Genomic DNA, 25587 nt, shown 5'->3' on the forward strand with positions numbered 1-25587 from the left:
CCGCATCCGGCCTGCCTATTTCACCGACAACTTCCGCCACAGCGTCGTCTTGCTGATGCCGAGCATCGCGCATGCGCGATCGCGGTCGCCGCCGCACGCGTCGAGTACCGCGCGGATCTCGTCGGCTTCCGCACGACGGCGGCGTGCGTGCAGCGTCTGCACATCGTCGGCGTCGGCCGCGTCGGGCGGGGCCGCGAACAACTCGGGCGCGATCGCCTGCAGCGCGTCGGGATCGAGCGTGCCGCAGGCGGCGGCCGGGTCGTTTTCGTCGGCTTCCTCGGCCAGCTCCACCGCGATCCGCTCGATCACGTTCTGCAGTTCGCGTACGTTGCCGGGCCACCGGTAGCGCGCGAGCACGGCCTGTGTCGCGCCGAGCACGCGCGCGGCATCGTCGGCGTCGCGCAGGCGCTCGGTGAGCCGCGGTTCGCGTCGTGCGGCCTGCACGAGCAGCGTGGCCGCGAGCGCCGGGATGTCGGCGGCGCGCTCGCGCAGCGGCGGCAGGCCGACGTTCAGGATGTTGAGCCGGTAATAGAGATCCGCGCGGAACGTGCCGGCCTCGACGGCGGCGAGCAGCGGACGGTGCGTCGCGGCGATCACGCGCACGTCGATGCGGATCGGCTCGGTCGAGCCGAGGCGGATTACCTCGCGCTCCTGCAGCACGCGCAGCAGCCGGCTCTGCAGCGACGGCGGCATCTCGCCGATCTCGTCGAGAAACAGCGTGCCGCGGTGTGCGGCTTCGAACAGGCCGGTCTTGCCGCCGCGCCGCGCACCGGTGAATGCGCCTTCCTCATAGCCGAACAGCTCGCTTTCGAGCAACGCCTCCGGAAACGCGCCGCAATTGACCGCGACGAACGGGTAGCTGCGCCGCGCGGACAGCGCGTGCAGGCTCTGCGCGATCATTTCCTTGCCGGTGCCGCTTTCGCCGAGCACGAGCACGGTCGCGTCGGATTTCGCGTAGCGGCGCACGAGATCGCGCACGCGCGCCATCGGCGCCGATGCGCCGACCACGTCGTCGAGCGCGTAGCGCGCCGCGAACTGCTGCGTGGTGGGCTGCGAACGCAGTGCGCGGTCGAGGCGTTCGACCGCGCGCGATTCCTGGAACGTCAGCACGCTGCCCGACGTGACGCCGCGATCGACCAGCGGCCCGCGATGCACGACGTAGCGCACGCCGCGCACGGTCGCGAGCGCGTCGCCGTCCTCGCCGCGCAGCGTGCGCAGTTCGGGCCGCAGGTCGACGAGCGCGCGGCCGACGGCCGCCGCGGGTTCGACCCCGAGCGCCGACGCGAGCCGCTCGTTGATCGCCTCCACGCGGCCGCGCGCGTCGAGCGCGACCACGCCGTCGCGCAGGTGCTGGAGCAGGTTGTCGAGCCGCTGGCGGCGGAACGCCTCGGCATGCGTCGCGTACGCGACTTCGAGCGCCGTATCGACGGCCTTGCGCACCGACGCGTGCGAATACAGGAACACCGCGCCCATGCCGGCGCTGGCCGCGAGATCGGTGACGAGGCCGGGGCCGACGATCGTCTCGATGCCGCGGTCGCGCAGCTCGTGCACGCAGGCTTCCGCTTCCTGCGCGGTCTGATATGACGCAAACTGCACGTCGAGGCCGTATGCGGCGACGAAACGGCGCACTTCGGGCGGCGTTTCGCCGGCGCTGACGAGCGCGATCCGCGACGCGTCGCGCCGGGCGCGCGCGAGCGCCTGCATCACGTCGAAGCCGGTCGGCGACACGACCACCACGGGCACCTGCGCACGCGTCTTCAGGAAGCCGCCGTTCGAGCCGGCCGCGACGATCACGTCGGGCCGCGCGGTGCCGGCCTCGGCGATCGCGCTGAGCGCATCCTCATAGGCGCGCGTCACGATGCGCACGTCGGCGCGTTCGTCGAATTCGCCGGCGATCTCGCGAAAGAGTTCGCGCAGGCGGCTGATGCCCATCGCCCAGATGCGCGGGCGTGCCGCGCGATCCGCCGGGCCGACGGGCTTGGTCGAGGAGAGGTCCATGACGGTCGATTATGCGCGCGAGATTTCATTTTTGAAACTTGAAATTGCTGAATTGAAATCGCCGGGTGCCGCATCGCCCGTGCCGGTTGCTTAAGAATCAGTGGGTTAGCGACATTCCGCGGGCTGGCCCGGTCCTTGCTGTTATCAGGCATTCCATCAGGAGGCCGTTCATGAGCAATACGCATCTTCAGAGCGCCGGCGCGAAGTTCCGCGCGGCAGTCGCGGCGGAGCAGCCGCTGCAGGTGGTCGGCGCGATCACCGCGTACGCGGCCAAGATGGCGCAGGCCGTCGGCTTCAAGGCCGTGTACCTGTCGGGCGGCGGCGTCGCCGCGAACTCGCTCGGGATCCCCGACCTCGGCATCAGCACGATGGAAGACGTGCTGATCGACGCGAACCGGATCACCAACGCGACCGACCTGCCGCTGCTGGTCGACATCGACACGGGCTGGGGCGGCGCGTTCAACATCGGGCGCACGGTGCGCTCGTTCATCAAGGCCGGCGTCGCGGCCGTGCACATGGAAGACCAGGTCGGCCAGAAGCGCTGCGGCCACCGTCCGGGCAAGGAAGTCGTGCCGACCGACGAAATGGCCGACCGCATCAAGGCCGCGGTCGATGCCCGCACCGACGACCAGTTCGTGATCATGGCGCGCACCGACGCGGCCGCGGCCGAAGGGATCGACTCGGCGATCGAGCGCGCGGTGGCTTACGTCGAAGCCGGCGCGGACATGATCTTCCCGGAAGCGATGAAGACGCTCGACGACTATCGCCGCTTCAAGGCGGCCGTGAAGGTGCCGATCCTCGCGAACCTGACCGAGTTCGGTTCGACGCCGTTCTTCACCACCGACGAACTGCGCGAGGCGAACGTCGACATCGCGCTGTACTGCTGCGGCGCGTATCGCGCGATGAACAAGGCCGCGCTGAATTTCTACGAGACGGTGCGTCGCGACGGCACGCAGAAGGCGGCCGTGCCGACCATGCAGACGCGCGCCGAGCTGTACGACTTCCTCGGTTATCACGAATACGAGCGCAAGCTCGACGAACTGTTCGCGCAGGGCAAGAAGTAACGCGGCCCGCGTGCCGGGCACGATTCCCGGAACGACTTGCATGAAACCGGGCCGCGCGCACCCGTGCCGCGCCCGGCGGACATGACACCCCCGATACATATTGGAGAACGGAAAGATGAGCGAGACGAAAGACGCAGCAGCACCGGCCGCCGCAGGCGCATTCAAGCCGAAGAAGTCGGTGGCGCTGTCGGGCGTGACGGCCGGCAACACGGCGCTGTGCACGGTCGGCAAGACCGGCAACGACCTGCACTATCGCGGCTACGACATTCTCGACGTCGCCGAGTCGTGCGAATTCGAGGAAATCGCGCACCTGCTCGTTCACGGCACGCTGCCGAACCTGACCGAACTGGCTGCGTACAAGACCAAGCTGCGCGCGCTGCGCGGCCTGCCGAACGCGCTGAAGGCCGCGCTCGAGCAGATCCCGGCGTCCGCGCACCCGATGGACGTGATGCGCACGGGCGTGTCGGTGCTCGGCACCGTGCTGCCGGAGAAGGACGACCACAACCTGCCGGGCGCGCGCGACATCGCCGACCGCCTGATGGCATCGCTCGGTTCGATGCTGCTGTACTGGTATCACTTCTCGCACAACGGCAAGCGCATCGAGACGGAAACCGACGACGACTCGATCGGCGGCCACTTCCTGCACCTGCTGCACGGCAAGACGCCGTCGAAGTCGTGGGTCGAGGCGATGCACACGTCGCTGATCCTGTACGCGGAGCACGAATTCAACGCGTCGACGTTCACCGGCCGCGTGATCGCGGGCACGGGTTCGGACATCTACTCGGCGATCACCGGCGCGATCGGCGCGCTGCGCGGGCCGAAGCACGGCGGCGCGAACGAAGTCGCGTATGAAATCCAGAGCCGCTACAGCTCGCCGGACGACGCCGAAGCCGACATCCGCCGCCGCGTCGAGAACAAGGAAGTGGTGATCGGCTTCGGCCACCCGGTCTACACGATCTCCGATCCGCGCAACAAGGTGATCAAGGGCGTCGCGCACAAGCTGTCGAAGGAAGCGGGCGACCTGAAGCTGTACAACATCGCCGAGCGCCTCGAATCGGTGATGTGGGAAGCGAAGAAGATGTTCCCGAACCTCGACTGGTTCAGCGCGGTGTCGTATCACATGATGGGCGTGCCGACCGCGATGTTCACGCCGCTGTTCGTGATTTCGCGCACGTCGGGCTGGAGCGCGCACATCATCGAGCAGCGCATCGACAACAAGATCATCCGCCCGAGCGCGAACTACACCGGTCCGGAAGACCTGCAGTTCGTGCCGATCGAGAAGCGCTGAAACGCCCGCCGCGCGCGCCGGCGCCCGTGATGCGGGCTGCCGGCGCGCGCGGAACGTCTTACCCCGAATTCCGCCCCACATCATGAATACCGCCAACCGCAAACCCCTGCCCGGCACGTCGCTGGACTATTTCGACGCGCGCGCCGCGGTCGACGCGATCGCGCCCGGCGCCTACGACACGCTGCCGTACACGTCGCGCGTGCTCGCCGAAAACCTCGTGCGCCGCTGCGATCCGGCGATCCTCGCCGATTCGCTGAAGCAGATCATCGAGCGCAAGCGCGAACGCGACTTCCCGTGGTTCCCGGCGCGGGTCGTGTGCCACGACATCCTCGGGCAGACGGCGCTCGTCGACCTCGCGGGCCTGCGCGACGCGATCGCCGATGGCGGCGGCGACCCGGCGAAGGTGAACCCGGTCGTGCCCGTGCAGCTGATCGTCGACCACTCGCTCGCCGTCGAGTGCGGCGGCTTCGATCCGGACGCGTTCGCGAAGAACCGCGCGATCGAGGATCGCCGCAACGAGGATCGCTTCCACTTCATCGAGTGGACGAAGAAGGCGTTCGAGAACGTCGACGTGATCCCGCCGGGCAACGGCATCATGCACCAGATCAACCTCGAGAAGATGTCGCCGGTGATCCAGGCGCAGGACGGCGTCGCGTACCCGGACACCTGCGTCGGCACCGACAGCCACACGCCGCACGTCGACGCGCTCGGCGTGATCGCGATCGGCGTCGGCGGGCTGGAAGCGGAGAACGTGATGCTGGGTCGCGCGTCGTGGATGCGGTTGCCCGACATCGTCGGCGTCGAGCTGACCGGCAAGCGCCAGCCCGGCATCACCGCGACCGACATCGTGCTCGCGCTGACCGAATTCCTGCGCAAGGAAAAGGTGGTCGGCGCGTATCTGGAATTCCGTGGCGAAGGCGCGGCGAGCCTCACGCTCGGCGATCGCGCGACGATCTCGAACATGGCGCCCGAATACGGCGCGACGGCCGCGATGTTCTTCATCGACGGCCAGACGACCGACTACCTGCGCCTCACCGGCCGCAGCGACGAGCAGGTGAAGCTCGTCGAGACCTACGCGAAGGCGGCGGGCCTGTGGGCCGATACGCTGAACGATGCGCAGTACGAGCGCACGCTGACGTTCGACCTGTCGAGCGTCGTGCGCAACATGGCCGGCCCGTCGAACCCGCACAAGCGGCTGCCGACGTCCGACCTCGCCGCGCGCGGGATCGCCGGCCAGTGGGAGGAGAAGGCGGGCGAGATGCCCGACGGCGCGGTGATCATCGCCGCGATCACGAGCTGCACGAACACCAGCAACCCGCGCAACGTGATTGCGGCGGCCCTGCTCGCGCGCAACGCGAATGCGCGCGGCCTCACGCGCAAGCCGTGGGTGAAGAGCTCGCTCGCGCCGGGCTCGAAGGCGGTCGAGCTGTACCTCGAAGAAGCGAACCTGCTGCCCGAACTCGAGAAGCTCGGCTTCGGCATCGTCGCGTTCGCGTGCACGACCTGCAACGGGATGTCGGGCGCGCTCGACCCGAAGATCCAGCAGGAGATCGTCGACCGCGACCTGTACGCGACGGCCGTGCTGTCCGGCAACCGCAACTTCGACGGCCGCATTCATCCGTATGCGAAGCAGGCGTTCCTCGCGTCGCCGCCGCTCGTCGTCGCGTATGCGATCGCCGGCACGATCCGCTTCGACATCGAGAAGGACGTGCTCGGCCACGATCAGGACGGCAAGCCCGTCACGCTGAAGGACATCTGGCCGACCGACGCGGAGATCGATGCGATCGTCGCGTCGAGCGTGAAGCCCGAGCAGTTCCGCAAGGTCTACGAACCGATGTTCGCGCGCAGCGCCGATGCGGGCGAGCGCGCGGCGCCGCTGTACGACTGGCGCCCGCAGAGCACGTACATCCGCCGCCCGCCGTACTGGGAAGGCGCGCTGGCCGGCGAACGCACGCTGCAGGGCATGCGCCCGCTCGCGGTGCTCGGCGACAACATCACGACCGACCACCTGTCGCCGTCGAACGCGATCCTGCTGGACAGCGCGGCCGGCGAATACCTCGCGAAGATGGGCCTGCCGGAAGAGGACTTCAACTCGTACGCGACGCATCGGGGAGACCACCTGACCGCGCAGCGCGCGACCTTCGCGAACCCGACGCTGATCAACGAGATGGCGGTGGTCGACGGCGCGGTGAAGAAGGGCTCGCTCGCGCGCGTCGAGCCGGAAGGCAAGGTCATGCGGATGTGGGAAGCGATCGAGACGTACATGAATCGCAAGCAGCCGCTGATCGTCGTGGCCGGCGCCGACTACGGCCAGGGCTCGTCGCGCGACTGGGCCGCGAAGGGCGTGCGGCTCGCGGGCGTCGAGGCGATCGCCGCCGAAGGCTTCGAGCGGATCCACCGCACGAACCTGATCGGGATGGGCGTGCTGCCGCTCGAGTTCAAGCCCGGCACGAACCGGACGACGCTCGGCATCGACGGCACCGAAACCTTCGACGTGATCGGCGAGCGCACGCCGCGCGCCGACCTGACGCTCGTGATTCACCGCAAGAACGGCGAGCGCGTCGAGGTGCCGATGACGTGCCGGCTCGATACGGCGGAGGAAGTGTCGATCTACGAGGCGGGCGGCGTGCTGCAGCGTTTCGCGCAGGACTTCCTCGAATCGTCGCAGGCGGCCTGACGGGCGCACACAGGGATAACGCAAACATGGCTCACATTCCTCAAATCAGGATTCCCGCGACCTATATCCGCGGCGGCACCAGCAAGGGTGTGTTCTTCCGGCTGCAGGATCTGCCGGATGCCGCGCAGGCGCCGGGCGCCGCGCGCGACGCGCTGCTGCTGCGCGTGATCGGCAGCCCCGATCCGTACGGCAAGCAGATCGACGGGATGGGCGGCGCGACGTCGTCCACCAGCAAGACGGTGATCGTGTCGAAGAGCACGCGGCCCGGCCACGACGTCGACTACCTGTTCGGGCAGGTCGCGATCGACAAGGCGTTCGTCGACTGGACCGGCAACTGCGGCAACCTGTCGGCGGCCGTCGGCCCGTTCGCGATCAGCGGCGGGCTCGTCGATCCGTCGCGCGTGCCGCGCGACGGCATCGCGACCGTGCGGATCTGGCAGGCGAACATCGGCAAGACGATCGTGGCGCACGTGCCGATCACGAACGGCGCGGTGCAGGAGACGGGCGACTTCGAACTGGACGGCGTCACGTTCCCGGCCGCGGAAGTGCAGCTCGAATTCATGGACCCGGCCGCCGAGGAGGAAGGCGCGGGCGGGTCGATGTTCCCGACCGGCAACCTCGTCGACGATCTCGCGGTGCCGGGCGTCGGCACGCTGAAGGCGACGATGATCAACGCGGGCATCCCGACGATCTTCGTCGACGCGGAAGCGATCGGCTATACGGGCACCGAGCTGCAGGACGCGATCAACGGCGATGCGAAGGCGCTCGAGAAGTTCGAGACGATCCGCGCGCACGGCGCGCTGCGCATGGGCCTGATCGACACGCTCGATGAAATCGCGACGCGGCAGCACACGCCGAAGATCGCGTTCGTCGCGAAGCCGGCCGACTACGTCGCGTCGAGCGGCAAGCGCGTGAACGCGGGCGATGTCGACCTGCTCGTGCGTGCGATGTCGATGGGCAAGCTGCATCACGCGATGATGGGCACGGCGGCGGTCGCGATCGGCACGGCCGCGGCGATTCCCGGCACGCTCGTCAACCTGGCGGCGGGCGGCGGCGAACGCAACGCGGTGCGCTTCGGGCATCCGTCGGGCACGCTGCGCGTCGGCGCGGAAGCGCAGCAGCAGGAGAACGGCGAGTGGACCGTCACCAAGGCGATCATGAGCCGCAGCGCGCGCGTGCTGATGGAAGGCTGGGTGCGGGTGCCGGGCGACGCGTTCTGATCGTGGCCGGTGGTATCGGCGCGGATGCGGGCGGCTTCGGCCGCCCGCGTCGTTTTCGTCAGCCGTGCAGGAAGCGGCGCAGTGCGTCGTGGCTCAGGCGGCGCGCCGTTTCGGCGATGCGCGCGCCGGGCACGATGTCGAAACCGTGCACGCCGCCGGGCAGCACGTGCAGTTCGGTCGGCACGCCCGCGCGGAGCAGGCGCCGCGCATAGTCGAGGTTTTCGTCGAGGAACAGGTCGAGCGAGCCGACCGACAGGAACGCGGGCGGCAGGCCGTCGAGCCGCGTGGCGCGCGCGGCGGCCGCGTAGGGCGACACGCCGTCGATGCCCGGCGCGTGACCGAGCAGCGAGGTCCACCCGAACCGGTTGTTGGCCGCGTGCCAGACGAACTCGCCGGCATGCGGGTGCGGCGTGCGCGTGCAGGTGCGATCGTCGAGCATCGGGTAGATCAGATGCTGGAACGCGAGCCGGTATTCGCCGCGGTCGCGGGCCAGCAGCGCCAGCGACGCGGCGAGTCCGCCGCCCGCGCTCTCGCCCGCCACGCCGATCCGCGACGCATCGATGCCGAGCGTATCGGCGTGGCGGAAGACCCATGCGAGCGCCGCGTAGCAATCCTCGATCGCGCCGGGAAACACGGTTTCAGGCGCGAGCCGGTAGTCGATCGAGATCAGCGCGCAGCCGAGCTGCGTCACGAGCGACCGGTGCACCGCCTCGAGATCCTTCGCCTTGCCGCGCACGAAGCCGCCGCCGTGCAGGTGGACGATCGCCGGAAGTGGCCGCGCGTGATGGTCGGGCAGGTAGACGAGGACCGGGACGTCCGGCGCGCCGGCGGGGCCGGGTACCGTGCGGCGTTCGAGCGTGCTGCCGGCCAGGTCGGGCGGTGGCAGCGGCAGCACGCGTTCGCGCGACTGCGCGAGGTTGTCGATGCCGAGCGTGACGGTCGGCCAGGTCTCGAGCAGCGGGCGGATTTCAGGGTCGACGAGATGCAGGGTGTCCAACGCATGGCTCCATCGTGAAGGTGGGCGGTGCACGGCGGTCAGAGCGCGCTGCGCGCGATGACCCAGCGGTGCACCTCGGTCGGGCCTTCGAAGATGCGCATCAGCCGCGCTTCGCTGGCCATCTGCTGCAACGGCATTTCCTTCGTCATGCCCATCGCGCCGAGCGTCTGCATCGCATGATCGATGACGCTCGACGCCATTTCGGTGGCGAACACCTTGACCATCGAGATCTGCGTGCGTGCATCCTGGCCGGCATCCACGCGCGCGGCCGCTTCGTAGGTCATGAGGCGGCACGCGTGGATCTGCGTGAGCGCGTCGGCGACCCACCACTGGATCGCCTGGCGTTCCGCGAGCGGCACGCCGAAGGTCTTGCGCTGTTTCGCATGGTCGCACAGCATCGCGACCGCGCGCTCGGCGCGGCCGATGCACCATGCGGCCATTTCCAGACGCCGGTTCGCGAGCCGTGCCTGCATCGGCGCGAAGCCGGCGCCTTCCAGGCCCAGCAGTTGCGCGGCGGGAATGCGGCAGTCGTCCAGCACGATTTCGTAGGTCGACAGCCCGCCGATCATCGGGATCCGCCGTTCGATGATGAAACCGGGCGTGTCGCGGTCGACGATGAACGCCGACATGCCGCCGCGCTTGCCCTTGCTTCGATCGGTGAGCGCCATCACGATCGTCCAGTCGGCTTCGGGCGCATGGCTGATCCAGATCTTCCGCCCGTTCAGCACCCAGCTCTCTCCGTCGCGCACGGCCGTCGTCGACAGCGCGCCCGGGTCCGAGCCGGCGCCCGGCTCGGAGATCGCCATCGCGGCACGCGTGATGCCGCGTGCGTACGGTTCGAGATAACGCGCGCGCTGCGCGTCGTCGGCCACGTCGCACAGCATCCGCAGGTTCGGCGAATCGGGCGGCAGGATGTACGGCGTCACGGTCGTGCCGATCGCTTCGTTGACGCCCACCATCGCGACGGCAGGCAGGTCCGAGCCGCCGGCGTCGACCGGCGCGTCGAGGCCCCACAGGCCGAGCTGCAGGGAACGCTCGTCGAGATGTGCGCGTTCTTCGTCGAGCAGCCCGAAGCGCTGGCCATCGGCCTCGCGGGCCATGACCGCTGCTTCGAGCGGGATCAGCTCGTCCTGCACGAAACGTGCGACGAGGTCGCGGATCATCCGGTGTTCGAGTTCAAGGTCGAAATTCATGGGAGTCGATGAGGGTGGGTAAAGGGAGGTCGATGCCGTCAGCCGGCGTTCGTGCGCGACACCGCGCGGGTGCGCAGCGTGCCGAGCAAGGCGACGGCGCCGGCCGCGAGCAGCGCGGCGTTGAAATAGAGGCCGCCGCGCATCGACCCGGTGGCCGTGTTGAGCACGCCCATCAGGAACGGGCTCGCGAACCCGCCGATCGCGCCGGACATCGTGATCGCCGCGATCGCGACCGCCATCGAGCGCTTCGGCAGCGCGAGCCCCGGCAGCACCCAGAACGCGGGCAGCGCCGCGGCGTGCGTGGCGACCGCGACGCAGAGCGCGATCATCAGGTGAGAAGTGCCGGTGGTGCTCGCCAGCCCGGCGAGCGCGGCCGCGCATGCGAGCATCGCCGCTGCGCCGTGCCCGCGCCATTCGCGCCGCCGCTCGGTGCGCCAGCCCATCGCGAGCATGCCGACGATGCCGCACAGGTAGGGCAGCGCGGACAGCACCCCGATCCGCATCGCGCCATGCAGGCCGCCGCGATGCAGGATCACGGGCATCCAGAACACGAGTGCGTAGCCGGCGGCCGCGATCGCGAAATTGGCCGCGCACAGCAGCCAGAAATCGCGGTGCGCAAGCAGCGGCCGTGCCGCGTTCGCGTCCGGCGTGCCGGCTTCGGCGTGCGCGTGCGCGGCGCGCAGCGCGGCCTTGTCGGCGTCCGACAGCCAGGGCGCGTCGTCCGGCCGGTCGTCGAGAAAGCGCAGCGCGACGAGGCCGAGCACGCTGCTCGGCAGCCCTTCGACGAGGAACAGCCACTGCCAGCCGCTCAGGCCGGCGGCGCCGTCGAAGAACGAGAGGATGGCGCCCGACACGGGGCCGGCGATCAGCCCGGCGAGGTACAGCGCGGTCATGAACAGCGCGAACGCCTTTGCGCGCTGCCGCGGCGGATACCACGCGCCGAGATGGAACAGGATGCCGGGGAAGAAGCCGGCCTCGAATACACCGAGCAGGAAGCGGCACGCGTAGAACTGCGCGGGCGTCGTGACGAACATCGTCGCGGCCGAGCCGAGCCCCCACAGCACCATGATCCGGGCAATCGTCTTGCGTGCGCCGATCCGTGCCAGCAGCGCGTTGCTCGGAATCTCGAACGCCATGTAGCCGATGAAGAAGATGCCCGCGCCGAGCCCGTAGACGGCGTCGGAGAAGTGCAGTTCGGCGGCCATCTGCGCGTGCGCGAAACCGATGTTGATCCGGTCGATGAACGACAGCGTGTAGCAGAGGATCAGGAACGGCAGCAGCCGGCGCGAGATCCGGCGGTAGAGCGCCTGCGTCGCGTGATCGCCGGCGGCGGGCGCGTGCGTGGAAAGGGTCGGGGTCATGGGCACTCCGTCAGAAGCGGTGGGCGATGCCGAGCGCGAACACCTGCCCGGTGCCGCCCGGTTGCGGCTGCAGGCCGACGACGACCGTGTTGCGGGCGTCGCCGCCGTTCTTCACGTACAGATAGCGGGCGTAGAGCGACGTGCGCTTCGACAGCGGATGGTCGTAGCCGACGCCGAGCGCGGTCGCGTCGTTAGCCGAGCCTTTCACGTCGCGACGCACGACCGAGACGAGCACGCGATCGAGCGCGCCGACGTTGATCGACGCGCCGGCGCTCGCGGTCGAGAACGCCGGCAGGTGCGGCGCCGTGCCGACGCCGTACAGGAACGCGGCATACAGCTTGACGCGCGCGAATGCGTAGTTGGCCGCGAACACGTAGTGGCGCGTCGTCGACGGCGAGACGACGGGCGCCAGGTTGCCGGCCGACGTGTCGCCCTGGAAGCCGGCGCCGAGATAGAGCCCGCCGATCCGGTACTGGAGCCCGGCGCCGTAGTTGCGCCCGGCCTGCGTGGACAGCGCGTTGGGCGTCGGAAAGCCGTACGTGGCCATCACGCGCAGGCCGTTCCAGTCGGGGCTCAGATACGACGCCGCCTGGTTGAAGCGCGGAATCGGCGGCGTCGTGTTGCTCGTGATCGTGTCCGTCGACGTCGCGAGCAGCGCGAGCGGCGACAGCCGTTCGTTGAGCCCGAACGGGTCGCCGTCGTACACGATGTAGAACGCGGGCGTGTATTGGCGGCCGAGCCGAAGGTCGCCGTAGCGCGTGTTCTGCAGCGACACGTAGGCCTGCCGGTAGAACAGCGTGCCGCCCTGGAACGATCCGTCGGCCGGCGAGAAGCCGCTTTCCAGCACGAACTTCGTCGACGTGCCGCCGCCGAGATCCTCGACGCCCGTCAGTCCGATGCGGCTCGTCGACGATCCGCCGCCGCTTTGCCGCAGGCTCGACAGGCTGCCGATGCGGTCGAATTCGACGTAGCTGTCGACGATCCCGTACAGCGTGATCGACGATGCGTGCGCCGGCGTGGCGCTCAGCACGCACGCGCCGATCAGGAATGCTTTCCGTTGCATGAAGGTGTCTCCGTTCCATGTCTTGTTGTGGCGCGCCCGCGTTCTGGGAGCGGTTGCGCGCGGGGTGCTGCCGTTCGCGTCGGTTCAGCGCCCCTTGAATGCCGGCTTGCGTTTCTCGAGAAACGCGCGGGCGCCCTCGATCCGGTCCTCGCTCGCGTAGACGTCGGGGCCGACGTCCAGCCGCAGCGCGGCGGCCACCGGCAGCCCCTGGCTGCGTGTCGCGGTTTCCTTGATGCGGCGGATCGTGAGCGGCGCGTTTTCGGAGATCGTCTGCGCCAGTTCGCGCACGGTGTCGTCGAGTGCGGCGGCGGGGACGACGCGGTTCAGCAAGCCGATGCGCTGCGCCTCGTCCGCGTCGAAGCGGCGGCCCGTGAACAGCAGCTCCATCGCGATCGCGCGCGGCAGCAGGCGCGGCAACAGCACGCTCGCGAAATTCGCGCCCATCCCGACGCGCGCCTCGGGTAGCGCGAAGGTCGCGTGATCGGCGGCGATCCGCAGGTCGCACGCGAGCGCGATTTCAAAGCCGCCGCCGACGGCGAAGCCGTTGATGGCCGCGATGGTCGGCTTGCGCAGTTCCAGGATCAGCTCGTGCACGTTGCGGGCGAGCCCGCGCATCGGCCGCATCCCGCGTATTTCGGGATCGCCGAGATCCACGCCCGCGCTGAATGCGCGTTCGCCCGCGCCGCGGATCACGATGACGCGTATCGCCGGGTTGTCGTCGAGCGTGACCAGTTCGTCGCACAGGCGCCGGATCGCGTCGGCGGACAGCGCGTTGGCGACGTGCGGGCGATGGATCGTCAGCCACGCGATGCCGTCGTCGTCGTTGCGCAGGATCGACGGGGCGTCGTCGCCCGTCAGCGAGGAAAATGCGCCCGGCGTGGTCATGATGCGCTCCCGGCAGCATTCGCGCGCGTGTCGTGGAGCACGCCCGCCTGCCGCAACGCATCCCGACGGGCCGCGTCGATACCGAACGCGTCGAGCACGGCGTCGGTGTCGGCGGCGAACGGCTGCGGCGGCCGGCGTATCGATCCGGGCGTACGGGAAAGCTTGGCGGGGATGCCCGCGCCGGTGTACGTGTCGGTGTCGACGAACATCGCGTTGCGAGCGGTTTGCGGATGGCCGAACGCGTCGGCGACGGTGTTCACCGGCCCCGTCGCGACGCCGGCCTGCATCAGCCGCTCGACGACCTCGTCGGCGCGGAGTTCGGCGGTCAGTTGCCCGAGCAGCGTGTCGAGCGCTTCGCGATGCGCGACGCGCTGCGCGTTGGTCGCGAACCGTGGATCGCGAGCCAGCTCCGGCACGCCGAGCGCTTCGACGAGCCGCGCAAACGTGCGGTTGTTGCCGGCGCCGGTCGCGACCGGCTTGTCCTTGCACGGATAGACGCCGTACGGCGCGATTGCGCCGTACACGTTGCCGGTCGCGACGGGAACCTCGCCGGTCGCCATCCAGCTCGTGCTGACCGGATGCAGCATCGACAGCGCCGTGCTGAACAGGTCGATGTCGACGTGCTGGCCGAGACCGGAGCGCGTCCGCTCGACCAGCGCAAGCAGGACGCTCGATACGGCGCTCATGCCGGCCGCGAAGTCGACGACCGGAAACGGCACCTTGAGCGGCATGCCGCCCGGCTCGCCGTTGATCGACATGAAGCCGGCGAGGCCCTGCGCGACGGCGTCGTAGCCCGGAAACCGCGCGAGCGGGCCGTCGGTGCCGTATCCGGAGATCGAGCAGTGGACGAGGCGCGGAAAGCGCTCGCGCAGGCAGTCTGCGTAGCCGATGCCCCAGCGTTCGAGCGTGCCCTGCTTGAAGTTGTCGACCAGCACGTCGGCTGTCTCGAGCAGGCGGAACAGCACGTCGCGTCCGTCGGGATGCGACAGGTCGAGCGCGAGATTGAGCTTGTTGCGGTTGAGCCCCCAGTAGTAGCTGGAGAGGCCGTTCGGCATCGCGGGCCCCCAGTCGCGCGTTTCGTCGCCCTGCGGCGGTTCGATCTTGATGACGTCCGCGCCGTGGTCGGCGAGCGTCTGCGCGCAGAACGGCCCCGCATAGACGCGGCTCAGGTCCACCACACGCACGCCTGCGAGCGCGCCTTCGTTACTGCTGGTCATGACGATGTCTCCTTCGATGGGGATGCGATGCGCCGGCAGACCGGCACGCGCCGGCTGCACGGCCGTGATGCGTCGGGGTTCAGCCGCGTGCGGCAAAGAGTGCGTCGACCGCCGCGCGATGTTCCGGGGTCGCGTGCGCGAACGCCTGGTACGACGCCGACAGGTCGAGCACCGTGTCGAGGCTTGCATGGCGGCTTTCGCGCAGCAGGCGCTTGGTCAGGCGCAACGCGGTGCCTGAGTGGCGGGCGATGCGGCCGGCCAGTTCATGGGCGTGCGCGAGGAGGTCGGCGTCGGGCACGACACGCGACACGAGCCCGCAGCGCAGCGCGGCCTGCGCGTCCAGGGCATCGCCCGTGAACGACATTTCCGCGGCGACGGCGGCGCCGACGATCTGCGGCAGGAACCACGCGCCGCCGTCGCCGGGCACGAGGCCGAGGGCGATGAAGCTCTCGGCGAAGCGCGCGCGGTCGGCGGCGATGCGGATGTCGCACATGCACGCGAGGTCGGTGCCGGCGCCGATCGCCGGGCCGTTGACCGCCGCGATGGCCGGCACCTCGAGTTGCTGGAACGCCCGTGCAAGGCGCTGAATGCCGCGGCGGTAGCTGGACCGGATCGCGGCAGGATCGTGCGACTCCGATTCCATGAAGGCGCGCATCGCCTTCACGTTGCCGCCCGACGAGAACGTCGTGCCGGCGCCGGTCAGGACCAGCACGCGGATCGACTCGTCGCGGTTCGCGTCGTCGCAGCATTCGGTCAGCGCGTCGATCGCATCGGTGTCCGAAATGGCGTTGCGGGTTTCGGGACGGTTCATCGTGACGGTCAGGATCGGGCCCTGCCGTTCACGGATCAGAAAGGCTGCCATGATGTCTCCGTGTGTTCTGTGCCGCGGGGCTTCACGCCGCGGGCCGAAGCCTAGTATCGTCACGACGGTTGGCGGCGGGAAATTCCGTTCCACATATGTGGAAGGCCCGTCCCGGTTGCAGCGGAGAGGGCGGGATGAGCGGAAACGTGGTCAAGAGCGCGGCGCGCGTGTTCGAGGTGCTGGAACTCTTCAGCGCATTGCAGCGGCCGCTGAGCGTGCGCGAGATCGCCACGCGTTGCGGGTATCCGGGGTCGAGCGCGGCGGCGTTGCTGACCAGCATGAAGGCGCTCGGCTATCTTTCGTACGACGACGCAACCCACGCGTATGCGCCGACCGCACGGCTCGTCAACCTCGGCGAAGCGCTCGTCGATTCGGCGGCCGGCAGCCGGCGGCACTGGCATGCCGTCGCGAAACGGCTGGCGCTGCGCACGCACGAGGCGGTGGTGATCGCGGTGCAGAGCGACCTGTACGTGCAGTACATCGACGCGGTCGAGGGCTCGCATACGATTCCGATCCAGTTCTACGCGCCGATCGGCACGCGTCGCGAGATCTGCATGTCGGGGCTCGGCTGGGCGCTGCTGAGCCTTCAGCCGGACAGCACGATCCGCCGGCTCGTATCGCGCAGCATTCGCCGGATCGGGAAATCGGGCAGGACGATCGACGAGGACGTCGTGCTCGACAAGGTCGAACAGACGCGCCGGCTCGGTTATTCCTATTCGGCGCATACGGTCACGCAGGGCGCCGCGATGATCTCGATGGTGATCGCGGACGGCTGGAACGGCCTGCCGCTGGCCATGGGGGTGGCCGGGCCCGTCGAGCGGATCGGCGCGCGTCGCGACGCGATCGTGCGGGCGATGCGCGAGGCGCTGGACGCGCAGCGTCCGGATGCGGCGGCCGGCTAGCCGGACGAGGCCGGCGCGCGCTGGCATTCGCATAGAATCGGGCGGTTTCGCCGCTCTTGTCCCGACTGCATTTCAGCGAGGCTGTCATGTCATTGAACGCGCCGCTTTCCGGCATCCACATCATCGAATTCGAAGGTCTCGGCCCCGGCCCGCTCGCGGGCTGGATGCTCGCCGGGATGGGCGCACGCATCACGCTGATCGCGCGCCCAGCCGGCCGCACGAGTGCGCCGGACGCATTGAAGGCCCGCGACGGCGACCTGCTGCGCGAAGGCAAGACGATCGTCGAACTCGACCTGAAGTCGCCGGCCGGCCGCGAGGCCGCGCTCGACCTGATCGCGCAGGCCGATGCGCTGATCGAGGGCCTGCGGCCCGGCGTGATGGAGCGGCTCGGCCTCGGGCCCGAAGATTGCGCGCGCCGCAATCCGAAGCTCGTGTACGGCCGGATGACCGGCTGGGGCCAGCAGGGCCCGCTCGCGGCCGCGGCCGGGCACGACCTGAACTACGTCGCGCTGACGGGGCTGCTGTCGCTGTCCGCGCCGCGCGACGGCCGGCCCGGGTTGCCGCCGACCGTCGTCGGCGATGCGGGCGGCGCGCTCGGGCTCGCGTTCGGGATCGTCTGCGCGCTGTTCGACGTGCGCGGCGGCGGGCCGGGGCGGGTGGTCGACGGCGCGATCGTCGACGTCGTGTCGATGCTCGGTTCGCTCGCGCTGTGGGCGCGCGCGAACGGGCAGCTCGACGGCGCGCAGCCGAGCCTGTTCCACGATGCGCCGTTCTACGACGTGTATCGCTGCGCGGACGGCGAGTGCGTGACGATCGGCGCGCTCGAGCCCCCGTTCTACGCGCTGCTGGTCGAACGGCTCGGGCTGACCGACGTCGATCCGGCGTCGCAGTACGACCGCGCACGCTGGCCCGCGCTGAAGGCGCGTTTCGCCGACGTGTTCGCGCAGCAGCCGTCCGCGTACTGGCGCGCGCTGCTCGAAGGCACCGACGTGTGTTTCGCGCCGGTGCTGAGCGTGGCCGACGCGGTCGCGCATCCGCACAACGTCGCACGCGGGATCTATCGAACGGACGAGAACGGCAACGTGCGCGCGCGGGTGGCGCCGCGGTTTTTGCCGCTGACGGGGGATGAGGCCGAGTAGCGCGTCGAAGCGCGCGGTGAGGGAGCAAACCCGGCGTTATCTTGAGGGCGTTCAGGGCGGAGCCAAATCGGGTACCGAATAAGGTCTGGCGAAATAACGATCGAATCAGGAGCGGACATGCCCCACACCATTCTGGCCAGCGTGACGGCGAGCGTTTCGGAGCTGAAGCGGAACCCGATGGGAACGGTGGCAGCGGGGGAGGGCTTCCCGGTCGCGATCCTGAACCACAACGAACCGGCGTTTTACTGCATCCGGGCGAAGACGTGGGAGGCGATGGTCGAACGTCTCGAGGATATCGAAGGCAACGCGCTCGTCGATTCGCGCGCCAACGGGAACATCGTCAAGGTCAAGCTGGTTGACCTTTGAGTGCGCGTTGCTCGAACCTGCGTTGAAGGCGTGGAAGAAGCTCGACCGCACCGTTCGCGATCGGTTCGAGGCGAGACTTGCCGAACGGCTCGAAAATCCTCGCATTCCTTCGGCCAGGCCGCGCGGTCAACTGGAGCGCGACAAGATCGGGCTGCGTAGTGTCCGCTATTGCCTCGTGTACGAAGTGCGCGAGGCGGAGGTCGTCGTGCGGGTGGTCGCGATGTGGCGTCGCGAACGCGATGCGGTCTGTCTCGCCGCGATGAAATGCCAGTGCGACACGCGCTGTGGCCTCGGCGTTTCGCGGCTTGTCTCGTCGAACCGGCCGGTGCCGCCCGTCAGGCCGTCTCTTCCGGCGCATCCGGCATCTTCCCGTCGCCGACGCGGTTGATCGTGCCTTGCGCGATCGCGACGAGCCGTTCGTGATCGCCGTCGATGACGAACACGTGACACTGGCAGGTCGCCTGGTGCCGGCCCGCGTACACGAGCTTCGCGCGCGCGACGAGCGTGCCGTTCACGGCCGGCCGCAGGTAGTTGATCTTGTATTCGGCCGTAATCACGCGCGGGCCCAGCACGAGCGCGCCGGCGAACGTCAGCGCGTTGTCCGCCAGGTAGCTGATGACGCCGCCGTGCACGAACCCGTGTTGCTGCCGCAGTTCCTCGCGCACGGGCAGGCACAGCGACACTTCGTTGTCGCCGATATGCATCAGCTCCGTGCCCAGCAGCATGCTGAACGGTTGCGCGCGCAATGCGCCGCGCGCGTGATCCGTGATGTCGGTCATCGAACTTCCTTCGAAATGAGCGCCCGCTTGCGCTGAACTCTAGGAAGGGGGCTGCGGATAAGCAAGGAAATTCGTCCGCATTTCGTGCAAATTCCGGCGCGATGCAACGCGATTATTGCGTCGAATACCGAAGATCCCCCGGTTTGCCGGTGATTCCGCGGGAATGCACGAGCAACGTGAACTTTGCCGTCTCCCGGTCCTAAAGTCCGACGAAGAAATGCCGCTAATGCCGGGGCATTGCCTCATCGTCCGCTTTCCAGGAATCTCCCCCATGTTCGGAAAAATCAAGCTCGCGTCGGGTCTGCTCGGCGTGTTGACCGTGTTCTGCCTTTTCCTGTTCGCGATCGAGGCGCTCGGCTTCTGGGCGCTCACGTCGACGCGCAGCGGCGTCGACGACCTGTCGAACGTCGCGATCACGCAGGTCGGCGCGGCGAGCCAGGCCACCCAGCAGCTGCTCGACGCGCGCATCAACCTGTCGCGCGCCGGCACGCGGATGGTGCGCGGTGGCCCGAAACCGGACGACATCATCCGCCATGCCGGCGCTTCGCTCGCCGAAGCCGACAAGGCGTTCGCCGCGCTGACGGCTGAGCAACCGGTCGATGAGACCAACCGCGCGCGCGTCGCGGCGCTCACCGAGCGTTATCGCGCGCTGCGCGGCGCGCTGGGCGAACTCGTGCAGTTCCTCGACGCCGACAACATCCAGGCATTCCTCGACCAGCCGACGCAGAGCATCCAGGACGCCTATATCGCCGAGCTGCGCCGCTTCACCGACTACGGCGGCACATCGAGCCGCTCGGCGCTCGATACGATCGACGGCGGCATGCTGTGGTTCAAGTCGGTCGGCATCGTGCTGCTGGTGGCGATGCTCGTGGCGAGCGCGGCGATCTACGCGGCCGCGCGGCGCGCGGTCGTCGCGCCGCTGGAGGAAGCCGGCCGCCATTTCGAGCGGATCGCGCAGGGCCGGCTCGATGAAGTCGTGCGGGCAGGTGGCGTGTTCGAGATCGACCGGATGCTGCGCGGCCTCGCGACGATGCAGACGAGCATCGCGGGCACCGTGCGCACGGTGCGCCAGGCATCCGATGCGATCCACCTGGGCGCGGGCGAGATCGCGAGCGGCAACGCCGACCTGTCGGCGCGCACCGGCACCCAGGCCGCGTCGCTCGAGGAAACGGCCGCGAGCATGGAGGAACTGACGGCAACCGTCCGTCAGAACACCGACAGCGCACGCGCGGCGAGCGCGCTGGCCGACGCGGCGCTCGAGGCGACGAGCCACGGCGGCGGCGTGGTCGACAGCGTGATCGACCGGATGCGCGGCATCGCGCAGAGCTCGGGGCGGATCGCGGAGATCATCTCGGTGATCGACGGCATCGCGTTCCAGACCAACATCCTGGCGCTGAACGCGGCCGTGGAGGCCGCGCGGGCCGGCGAACAGGGCCGCGGCTTCGCGGTCGTCGCGGGCGAAGTGCGCTCGCTCGCGCAGCGCAGCGCGCAATCGGCGAAGGAGATCAAGGCGCTGATCGAGGATTCGGTCGCGCAGATCAACGGCGGCGCGGAGCTCGTCGAGCGCGCCGGCGAAGCGATGCGGACGGTGTCGACGTCGATCACGCGCGTCGTGCAGACGATGTCGGAGATCACCTCGGCGTCGGTCGAGCAGAGCGTCGGGATCGAGCAGGTGAACCAGGCCGTCACGCAGATGGATCAGCTCACGCAGCAGAACGCGGCGCTGGTCGAGGAAGTCGCGGCGGCGGCCGCGTCGCTGAACGACCAGACCGCGCACCTGATGCAGGCCGTGTCGGTATTCGAACTGGGCGATGGTCGTGCCGCGCGCGATGAACGCGCGGCGTCGTCGTTCGCCGGGACGGGTTACGAGCCGGCCGGCAGCGCCGCGTAGGCGGTCGCGAGGTGGTAGGGCGTCGTCGACGGCATGTCGGCGCGCGACACCTGCCCGTCGGCCGTCTTGCACTCGAACCAGCCGCGCGGATGCAGGAAGCGCGCGGCGAAGCGTTCGATCTGCCGCGCGAGCGGCGCGGAGGCCGGCGTGCCGCCGTGCGTCGCGAGCGCGCGCAGGTACTCCGTCTGCGCCCAGATCCGCTGCGTGCCGTCGACGCACGCACCTTGCGCATCGAGCGCCGCGCAGACGCCGCCCGTCTGCGGATCGACACCGTATTGCTCCGCAAAGCCGAACGCACGCGACAGCGCAGCGGGGAGCCCCGTTTGCGCGAGCCGCGCGCCGGCCGCATCGACCAGGTAGAACCACTCGAACTGATGACCGGGCTCGAAACGGTTGTCTGCCGCGCCGAGCGGCAGCTCGGCCACGCAGCCGGTTGCCGCGTCGACGAACGTGCGCTCGACGGCCTGCGCGGTGTGCGCGAGCGCGTCGTTGAACGCCGCGTCGCCGAAGGCATCGGCAGCTGCAAGCCACGCTTCGGTCAGGTGCATCAGCGGATTCTGCAGCGCCCCGCTGCCGGATGACGAGAAATCGGCGTGGCGCGCCGCATCGAGCAGCGCGTCGCCGGGATGCGGCGCGAAACGGTCGCGGATCAGCGCGGCGGTCTCCTCGGCCGTCGTGCGCGCGGCGGCGTCGCCCGACGCCGCATACCAGGCGGCACACGCGAACACGATGAATGCGTGCGTATAGAGATCCTTGGTCGTGTCGAGCGGCGCGCCCTGCGCGTCGACGCTGTAGATCCAGCCGCCGTGGCGCGTGTCGCGAAAGCGCCGGCCCAGCGCGTCGAACAGCGTGGCTGCGTGCGCGGTGTCGCCGGCCTGCGCGAACACGAACAGTTGCCGTGCGCACGCCATTGCGCGATAACGGGTCACGGGCAGCGGCGCGTGGGTGGCCGGATCGACGGCTTCGAACGGCAACTGCAATGTCTGGTCGAACCCTGAACCCCGCCAGATCGGCAAGACGACGTGCGCGAAATGGTGGCGCAGCTGGGCGGCCTGGGCGGAAGCGGAGTCGGAAACGGACATGACGGGGTTGAGCGCTGGGTTCGAAACGTGTCGGCGCGGCCCGGAGGATCGGCGCGGCCGGGGCCAAGGATAAAACATTCCGCGCGGCCGGCACCAAAAAAGGAGATAAATCGCATGCTGAGCAACCTGGAACTCGTGATGCGGCTCGTTCTCGCGGCGGCGCTCGGCAGCGTCATCGGCTTCGAGCGCGAGCGCCTGTCGTGGGCCGCCGGCCTGCGCACGCACATGCTCGTCTGTGTCGGTTCGACGCTGATCATGATCGTGTCGGCATTCGGTTTCGCCGACGTGCTCGGCAGCAGCGAGCACATCGTGCTCGATCCGTCGCGGATCGCCGCGCAGGTCGTGTCGGGCATCGGCTTCCTCGGCGCGGGTTCGATCCTGCTGCGCGGCGAGATCGTGCGCGGGCTGACGACCGCCGCGAGCCTGTGGTCGGTCGCCGCGATCGGCCTTGCGGTGGGGGGCGGGCTGTACGTCGCGTCGATTTCGGCGACGATCATCATCCTGATCATCCTGGCCGGCATCAAGCCGCTGGAGCGGCGCTATTTCACGGTGCGGCAGCGCCGCCAGGTCGCGCTGACGGTCGTGAGCGGCGCGCTGAACTTCGATTCGCTGCACGCGGCGCTCGGCCCGGACAGCGCGCGCGTGAAGCAGTTCATCGTGCAGCGTGCCGACGACACGGGCGAGCACGACGAGGTGCGCATCGCGCTCGCGCGGGTGTCGGCGCTCGAATACCAGGCGATCTGCGACAAGCTGCGCGCGCTGAAGGGCGTGACGCGTTTTGAAGAGGGCAACGGGCTGTCGGGCGACGAATAGGCTGAATCGGCAACGGGGCATGCGACAATGGCCGACCACCGATTCCGTTCGACATCCGGTTCCGTGTTCGCGGGCCCCGCTATCCGATCTCCATGACCGAATCCGTTTCCTCGCCTCGCTCCCGTTCCCGTTCCAATCGTTCATCGGCCCGTTCCCGCCAGCGCTCGGCTGCTGCCGCGGGGAGTACGTCCGCGAGGGCGACGGCGCGGTCCGGCAGTGCGCCGGCCGCCGACGCGTCGCGGGACGAGCGCACGCTCGACCTGTTCGGCGATCCGGTGTTCGAGCCGGGCGAGCGCGCGCCGGTTGCGGTTCGCGACGAAGCGGGGGCGCAGGCCGATGCAGCGGCCGATATCGCGGACGATGTGGCCTCCGGGCGGCAGCCCGCGCTGGACGGGTTCGGTGCGCGGGAAGGGGCGGGCGCGGCGGCACATGCGGAAGCGGTAGAGGGCGCGGTGACGCCGGAAGTCGCGACGGTGGCCCATGGCGTTTCGGTGCCGCAAGGTGAGGAGGTTGCAGATGCCGACATCGTGCCGGCCTCCGGGGCGGTTGCGATGAAGGCGGACGATATTCCGCTGGCCGGTGGTGTGGCGATGAAGGCGGCCGATATTCCGCTGGCCGGTGGTGTTGCAACGAAGGCCGCCGATGTGCCCGCGGCCGACGCCGTCGCGATGGTGGCGACCAGGCTGCAAGCGGCCGATGGTGCGGCGCCGAAGGTGACCGAAACGCAAGCAGCTGGCGGTGAAGGCGAGAAGGCTGTTGTCGCTGCCGCCGCCGTCAAATCCCGCGAAGGGCGATCTTCCGGCGACGCCGTGAAGGAGCGTCGCGCGTCGTCGGGCGGCAAACGTCGGGCGGCTGCCGGTGCAAGCGACGCGACAGCAGAGCAATCTGCGCCAGTCGTGACGAGCGTCGACACGGCGCGAGCGGCGGCCGGCGCGAGCCCGGCACCGGACGCGATGCCGATCGTCGAGCCGCAGGCATCGGCGGAGCCGACCAAGCCGGCAATCGCCGCGAACCCGGCGAACCCGGCGAACCCGGCGAACCCGGCGAACACGGCGAACACGGCGAACACGGTGAACACGGTGAACACGGCGAACACGGTGAACACGGTGAACACGGTGAACACGGTGAACATTGCGAAGGCCGTGGACGCCGCGCCGCCCCCCGACACCACCGTATCCCCTGTCACCCAGCCGGTGGCTTCCGCTGCGTCCTTTGTCACGAAGCCGTCGGTGGAGCGCGCGCAACCGGCCGCGCCGGTCTTCGATCCGGATACGCACCTGCGTCCGCTGACCGACCGGCTCGCCGCGCTGCAGGCCGATGTCGACGGTTTGACGCGCACCGCCGATCGCGAGATGCGCCGCGTCAACCGCCTGCTGCTGGCGTTGGCCGTCGTCGTGCTGGCCGGGCTCGTTGCGCTGGTGCTGCAGACGCGGCAGATCGCGCACCTGAAGCAGGACGTCGCCACGAAGCAGCAGCGGATCGATCGCCTCGCGGCCGATCTGTCGACGCAGCAGGCGACGCTGATGACGCTCGAGGAGCATCACGAGGCGCTGCTGTCGCAAGTCGACCGGCTCCAGCGCAACGCGAATCGCGAGGCGGCCGTCGCGAAACGTGCGCGCCGCACGCGCTAATCGTTTCGACCCTATCCTGGGAGCCCGGCGGAGCAAGGATCGCGGTTTCGCGTCGGCGATCAGGCGCCGCGCGCATGCGGCAAACTGATGCGGTGCGCTGGCAGAGTTCAGGGAAAACCCTTAGAATAGCGTCCATCTAAGGGAAAACCCTAGCCACATCTGTCAGGAGTCTCACATGAGCTTCATCCTTGCCCTGCTGCAAAAGATCGACGACCTGTTCGTGTCGCCCCACCTGCCGCTCGACGCCGAATACTCGTACGCTGCGCGTCGTGCCGAAGCCGAGCGCGTGCGCCGTGCGCACCTCGTGCCGATCGTCCTGTATCGTCGCTGATTCGCTGATTCGCTGATTCGCTGATTCGCTGATTCGCTGATTCGCCGATTCGCCGATTCGCCGATTCGCCGATTCGCCGATTCGCGGCGCCCGCCGCACCCGCCTGCCCGCTTTCCGCCGCCGTATCGCGCGCCGGCGCGACCGTCCCGCTACACTGGAAGTCCGAATCCGTTCACGGTGACCGGGCCATGCTGCAGATGCGGCCGATGACGGCCAGTGAATTCCACGCGTACCGTACGCGAGCCATCGACGGCTACGCGCGCGATCTCGTCTCATCCGGACAAAATGCTATCGAAGACGCGGCCAGCCGGGCGCGCGCCTGTTTCGACACGCTGCTGCCGGACGGCCTGCGGACCTCCGGCCAGACCCTCGTCGTACTCGTCGACGCCGCCAGCGGCGACGCGGTGGGCGACCTCTGGTACGCGATCGTGCCCGAAGGGCCGAACCGCACCCTGTTCATCTACGACCTCGACATCGTCCCGTCCCGGCGTCGCCAGGGCTGGGCTACACGCACGCTCGATGCGCTCGACGCCGAGGCGCGCCGCTACGGCATCACCGAGATCGGGCTGTCGGTGTTCAATCACAACACGGCGGCCCGCGCGCTGTATCGTGCGTGCGGCTTCGCGCCGATCACGACGACGTTGATCAAGCCGGTCATTCCGGGCTGAATCCGCTGGCAGGCGCTCAGGTGGCACTTGCGGCCAACCGGGTACGTCGCGGGCGGCCTGCACCATTCACACTCCCGATCCTTCCTGCTTGCCGAGCGCCGAGCGCCGAGCGCCGAGCGCCGAGCGCCGAGCGCCGAGCGCCGAGCCCCGAGCCCCGAGC

The 25587-nt window shown here is 69.2% G+C and carries 23 protein-coding genes; 13 read left to right on the forward strand and 10 right to left on the reverse strand.

The features are described 5' to 3' along the window. Nucleotides 1–15 precede the first annotated feature (15 nt). Nucleotides 16–1998, reverse strand: coding sequence for a propionate catabolism operon regulatory protein PrpR (gene prpR / locus DPV79_RS04620; protein ID WP_113044889.1), 1983 nt, complete (start codon nt 1996–1998; stop codon nt 16–18). 170 nt (nt 1999–2168) lie between these two features. Between prpR and prpB the strand changes: the two genes are divergently transcribed. From prpB to prpF, 4 genes are all read left to right on the forward strand, one after another. Beyond that, on the forward strand, nt 2169–3062 hold the full coding sequence (gene prpB, locus DPV79_RS04625) for a methylisocitrate lyase (protein ID WP_048023832.1): 894 nt from the start codon (nt 2169–2171) through the stop codon (nt 3060–3062). A gap of 115 nt (nt 3063–3177) precedes the next feature. Further along, the gene (gene prpC, locus DPV79_RS04630) at nt 3178–4350 is read left to right on the forward strand and encodes a bifunctional 2-methylcitrate synthase/citrate synthase (RefSeq protein ID WP_031400290.1); all 1173 of its coding nucleotides are present in this window, start codon (nt 3178–3180) and stop codon (nt 4348–4350) included. A gap of 82 nt (nt 4351–4432) precedes the next feature. Beyond that, a complete protein-coding gene (gene acnD / locus DPV79_RS04635) occupies nt 4433–7027 on the forward strand; it encodes a Fe/S-dependent 2-methylisocitrate dehydratase AcnD (RefSeq protein WP_113044890.1) in 2595 nt (864 codons plus the stop codon). Between the two features lie 26 nt (nt 7028–7053). Continuing rightward, a complete protein-coding gene (gene prpF, locus DPV79_RS04640; RefSeq protein ID WP_113044891.1) occupies nt 7054–8247 on the forward strand; it encodes a 2-methylaconitate cis-trans isomerase PrpF in 1194 nt (397 codons plus the stop codon). Nucleotides 8248–8305: 58 nt separating this feature from the next. Here the strand turns inward: prpF and DPV79_RS04645 are convergent, their stop codons facing one another. From DPV79_RS04645 to DPV79_RS04675, 7 genes are all read right to left on the reverse strand, one after another. Continuing rightward, nucleotides 8306–9244 (reverse strand): alpha/beta hydrolase, encoded by a 939-nt coding sequence (locus DPV79_RS04645; protein WP_113044892.1) that lies wholly within the window; start codon nt 9242–9244, stop codon nt 8306–8308. Between the two features lie 38 nt (nt 9245–9282). Next, the gene (locus tag DPV79_RS04650) at nt 9283–10437 is read right to left on the reverse strand and encodes an acyl-CoA dehydrogenase family protein (protein WP_113044893.1); all 1155 of its coding nucleotides are present in this window, start codon (nt 10435–10437) and stop codon (nt 9283–9285) included. A gap of 38 nt (nt 10438–10475) precedes the next feature. Further along, nucleotides 10476–11798 carry an MFS transporter gene (locus DPV79_RS04655; RefSeq protein ID WP_113044894.1) on the reverse strand — a complete coding sequence of 441 codons (1323 nt, stop codon included), beginning with the start codon at nt 11796–11798 and terminating at the stop codon, nt 10476–10478. Nucleotides 11799–11808: 10 nt separating this feature from the next. After that, the gene (locus tag DPV79_RS04660) at nt 11809–12861 is read right to left on the reverse strand and encodes a porin (protein WP_113044895.1); all 1053 of its coding nucleotides are present in this window, start codon (nt 12859–12861) and stop codon (nt 11809–11811) included. Nucleotides 12862–12945: 84 nt separating this feature from the next. Beyond that, entirely contained in the window at nt 12946–13746 is an 801-nt protein-coding gene (locus DPV79_RS04665) for an enoyl-CoA hydratase/isomerase family protein (RefSeq protein WP_113044896.1), read from the reverse strand. Continuing rightward, a complete protein-coding gene (locus DPV79_RS04670) occupies nt 13743–14963 on the reverse strand; it encodes a CaiB/BaiF CoA transferase family protein (RefSeq protein ID WP_113044914.1) in 1221 nt (406 codons plus the stop codon). The genes DPV79_RS04665 and DPV79_RS04670 overlap by 4 nt, the downstream gene beginning before the upstream one ends. A gap of 79 nt (nt 14964–15042) precedes the next feature. Beyond that, entirely contained in the window at nt 15043–15825 is a 783-nt protein-coding gene (locus DPV79_RS04675) for a crotonase/enoyl-CoA hydratase family protein (RefSeq protein ID WP_059622095.1), read from the reverse strand. 134 nt (nt 15826–15959) lie between these two features. Here DPV79_RS04675 and DPV79_RS04680 point away from each other — a divergent pair, with 134 nt between their 5' ends. The 4 genes from DPV79_RS04680 to DPV79_RS04695 all read left to right on the forward strand — a co-directional run bounded on the left by DPV79_RS04680 (nt 15960) and on the right by DPV79_RS04695 (nt 18620). Continuing rightward, nucleotides 15960–16727: an IclR family transcriptional regulator gene (locus tag DPV79_RS04680; protein WP_059586168.1), complete on the forward strand. Its 768-nt coding sequence runs from the start codon at nt 15960–15962 to the stop codon at nt 16725–16727. 86 nt (nt 16728–16813) lie between these two features. Then, nucleotides 16814–17866, forward strand: a complete 1053-nt coding sequence (locus DPV79_RS04685; RefSeq protein WP_113044897.1) for a CaiB/BaiF CoA transferase family protein — start codon at nt 16814–16816, stop codon at nt 17864–17866. Nucleotides 17867–17983: 117 nt separating this feature from the next. Beyond that, complete coding sequence (locus DPV79_RS04690; RefSeq protein WP_113044898.1) at nt 17984–18232, forward strand: type II toxin-antitoxin system Phd/YefM family antitoxin; 249 nt, start codon at nt 17984–17986, stop codon at nt 18230–18232. 7 nt (nt 18233–18239) lie between these two features. Further along, nucleotides 18240–18620: a type II toxin-antitoxin system RelE family toxin gene (locus DPV79_RS04695; protein WP_060219981.1), complete on the forward strand. Its 381-nt coding sequence runs from the start codon at nt 18240–18242 to the stop codon at nt 18618–18620. Here DPV79_RS04695 and DPV79_RS04700 read toward each other — a convergent pair. Beyond that, nucleotides 18568–19011, reverse strand: a complete 444-nt coding sequence (locus DPV79_RS04700) for a PaaI family thioesterase (protein WP_011353771.1) — start codon at nt 19009–19011, stop codon at nt 18568–18570. The genes DPV79_RS04695 and DPV79_RS04700 overlap by 53 nt on opposite strands. Before the next feature lie 271 nt (nt 19012–19282). Between DPV79_RS04700 and DPV79_RS04705 the strand changes: the two genes are divergently transcribed. Next, the gene (locus DPV79_RS04705) at nt 19283–20902 is read left to right on the forward strand and encodes a methyl-accepting chemotaxis protein (RefSeq protein ID WP_059708818.1); all 1620 of its coding nucleotides are present in this window, start codon (nt 19283–19285) and stop codon (nt 20900–20902) included. On the opposite strand, the gene DPV79_RS04710 is transcribed toward DPV79_RS04705, so the two are convergent. After that, nucleotides 20875–21984: an AGE family epimerase/isomerase gene (locus DPV79_RS04710; protein WP_060320476.1), complete on the reverse strand. Its 1110-nt coding sequence runs from the start codon at nt 21982–21984 to the stop codon at nt 20875–20877. The two genes, DPV79_RS04705 and DPV79_RS04710, sit on opposite strands and share 28 nt — an antisense overlap. 114 nt (nt 21985–22098) lie before the next feature. Here DPV79_RS04710 and DPV79_RS04715 point away from each other — a divergent pair, with 114 nt between their 5' ends. The 4 genes from DPV79_RS04715 to DPV79_RS04725 all read left to right on the forward strand — a co-directional run bounded on the left by DPV79_RS04715 (nt 22099) and on the right by DPV79_RS04725 (nt 25427). Beyond that, nucleotides 22099–22797 carry an MgtC/SapB family protein gene (locus DPV79_RS04715; RefSeq protein ID WP_059812050.1) on the forward strand — a complete coding sequence of 233 codons (699 nt, stop codon included), beginning with the start codon at nt 22099–22101 and terminating at the stop codon, nt 22795–22797. Between the two features lie 92 nt (nt 22798–22889). Further along, the gene (locus DPV79_RS04720; RefSeq protein ID WP_113044899.1) at nt 22890–24428 is read left to right on the forward strand and encodes a flagellar hook-length control protein FliK; all 1539 of its coding nucleotides are present in this window, start codon (nt 22890–22892) and stop codon (nt 24426–24428) included. 175 nt (nt 24429–24603) lie between these two features. Beyond that, on the forward strand, nt 24604–24759 hold the full coding sequence (locus tag DPV79_RS42505) for a hypothetical protein (protein WP_006481665.1): 156 nt from the start codon (nt 24604–24606) through the stop codon (nt 24757–24759). Nucleotides 24760–24947: 188 nt separating this feature from the next. Further along, nucleotides 24948–25427 (forward strand): GNAT family N-acetyltransferase, encoded by a 480-nt coding sequence (locus DPV79_RS04725; RefSeq protein ID WP_113044900.1) that lies wholly within the window; start codon nt 24948–24950, stop codon nt 25425–25427. The last annotated feature ends 160 nt before the right edge of the window (nt 25428–25587 follow it).

This window comes from Burkholderia reimsis (assembly GCF_003294055.1).
In the GTDB taxonomy this organism is placed as follows: Bacteria; Pseudomonadota; Gammaproteobacteria; order Burkholderiales; family Burkholderiaceae; genus Burkholderia; species Burkholderia cepacia.

Excerpts from the sequence above, each read along its gene's own strand:
- prpB (WP_048023832.1), top strand. The coding sequence starts at position 2,169 with ATGAGCAATACGCATCTTCAGAGCGCCGGCGCGAAGTTCCGCGCGGCA.
- DPV79_RS04725 (WP_113044900.1), top strand. The coding sequence starts at position 24,948 with ATGCTGCAGATGCGGCCGATGACGGCCAGTGAATTCCACGCGTACCGT.
- DPV79_RS04715 (WP_059812050.1), top strand. The coding sequence starts at position 22,099 with ATGCTGAGCAACCTGGAACTCGTGATGCGGCTCGTTCTCGCGGCGGCG.
- DPV79_RS04690 (WP_113044898.1), top strand. The coding sequence starts at position 17,984 with ATGCCCCACACCATTCTGGCCAGCGTGACGGCGAGCGTTTCGGAGCTG.
- DPV79_RS04680 (WP_059586168.1), top strand. The coding sequence starts at position 15,960 with ATGAGCGGAAACGTGGTCAAGAGCGCGGCGCGCGTGTTCGAGGTGCTG.
- DPV79_RS04685 (WP_113044897.1), top strand. The coding sequence starts at position 16,814 with ATGTCATTGAACGCGCCGCTTTCCGGCATCCACATCATCGAATTCGAA.
- DPV79_RS04670 (WP_113044914.1), bottom strand. The coding sequence starts at position 14,963 with ATGACCAGCAGTAACGAAGGCGCGCTCGCAGGCGTGCGTGTGGTGGAC.
- DPV79_RS04655 (WP_113044894.1), bottom strand. The coding sequence starts at position 11,798 with ATGACCCCGACCCTTTCCACGCACGCGCCCGCCGCCGGCGATCACGCG.
- acnD (WP_113044890.1), top strand. The coding sequence starts at position 4,433 with ATGAATACCGCCAACCGCAAACCCCTGCCCGGCACGTCGCTGGACTAT.
- DPV79_RS04720 (WP_113044899.1), top strand. The coding sequence starts at position 22,890 with ATGACCGAATCCGTTTCCTCGCCTCGCTCCCGTTCCCGTTCCAATCGT.
- prpF (WP_113044891.1), top strand. The coding sequence starts at position 7,054 with ATGGCTCACATTCCTCAAATCAGGATTCCCGCGACCTATATCCGCGGC.
- DPV79_RS04700 (WP_011353771.1), bottom strand. The coding sequence starts at position 19,011 with ATGACCGACATCACGGATCACGCGCGCGGCGCATTGCGCGCGCAACCG.
- DPV79_RS04665 (WP_113044896.1), bottom strand. The coding sequence starts at position 13,746 with ATGACCACGCCGGGCGCATTTTCCTCGCTGACGGGCGACGACGCCCCG.
- DPV79_RS04650 (WP_113044893.1), bottom strand. The coding sequence starts at position 10,437 with ATGAATTTCGACCTTGAACTCGAACACCGGATGATCCGCGACCTCGTC.
- DPV79_RS04710 (WP_060320476.1), bottom strand. The coding sequence starts at position 21,984 with ATGTCCGTTTCCGACTCCGCTTCCGCCCAGGCCGCCCAGCTGCGCCAC.
- prpR (WP_113044889.1), bottom strand. The coding sequence starts at position 1,998 with ATGGACCTCTCCTCGACCAAGCCCGTCGGCCCGGCGGATCGCGCGGCA.
- prpC (WP_031400290.1), top strand. The coding sequence starts at position 3,178 with ATGAGCGAGACGAAAGACGCAGCAGCACCGGCCGCCGCAGGCGCATTC.
- DPV79_RS04705 (WP_059708818.1), top strand. The coding sequence starts at position 19,283 with ATGTTCGGAAAAATCAAGCTCGCGTCGGGTCTGCTCGGCGTGTTGACC.
- DPV79_RS04675 (WP_059622095.1), bottom strand. The coding sequence starts at position 15,825 with ATGGCAGCCTTTCTGATCCGTGAACGGCAGGGCCCGATCCTGACCGTC.
- DPV79_RS42505 (WP_006481665.1), top strand. The coding sequence starts at position 24,604 with ATGAGCTTCATCCTTGCCCTGCTGCAAAAGATCGACGACCTGTTCGTG.
- DPV79_RS04660 (WP_113044895.1), bottom strand. The coding sequence starts at position 12,861 with ATGCAACGGAAAGCATTCCTGATCGGCGCGTGCGTGCTGAGCGCCACG.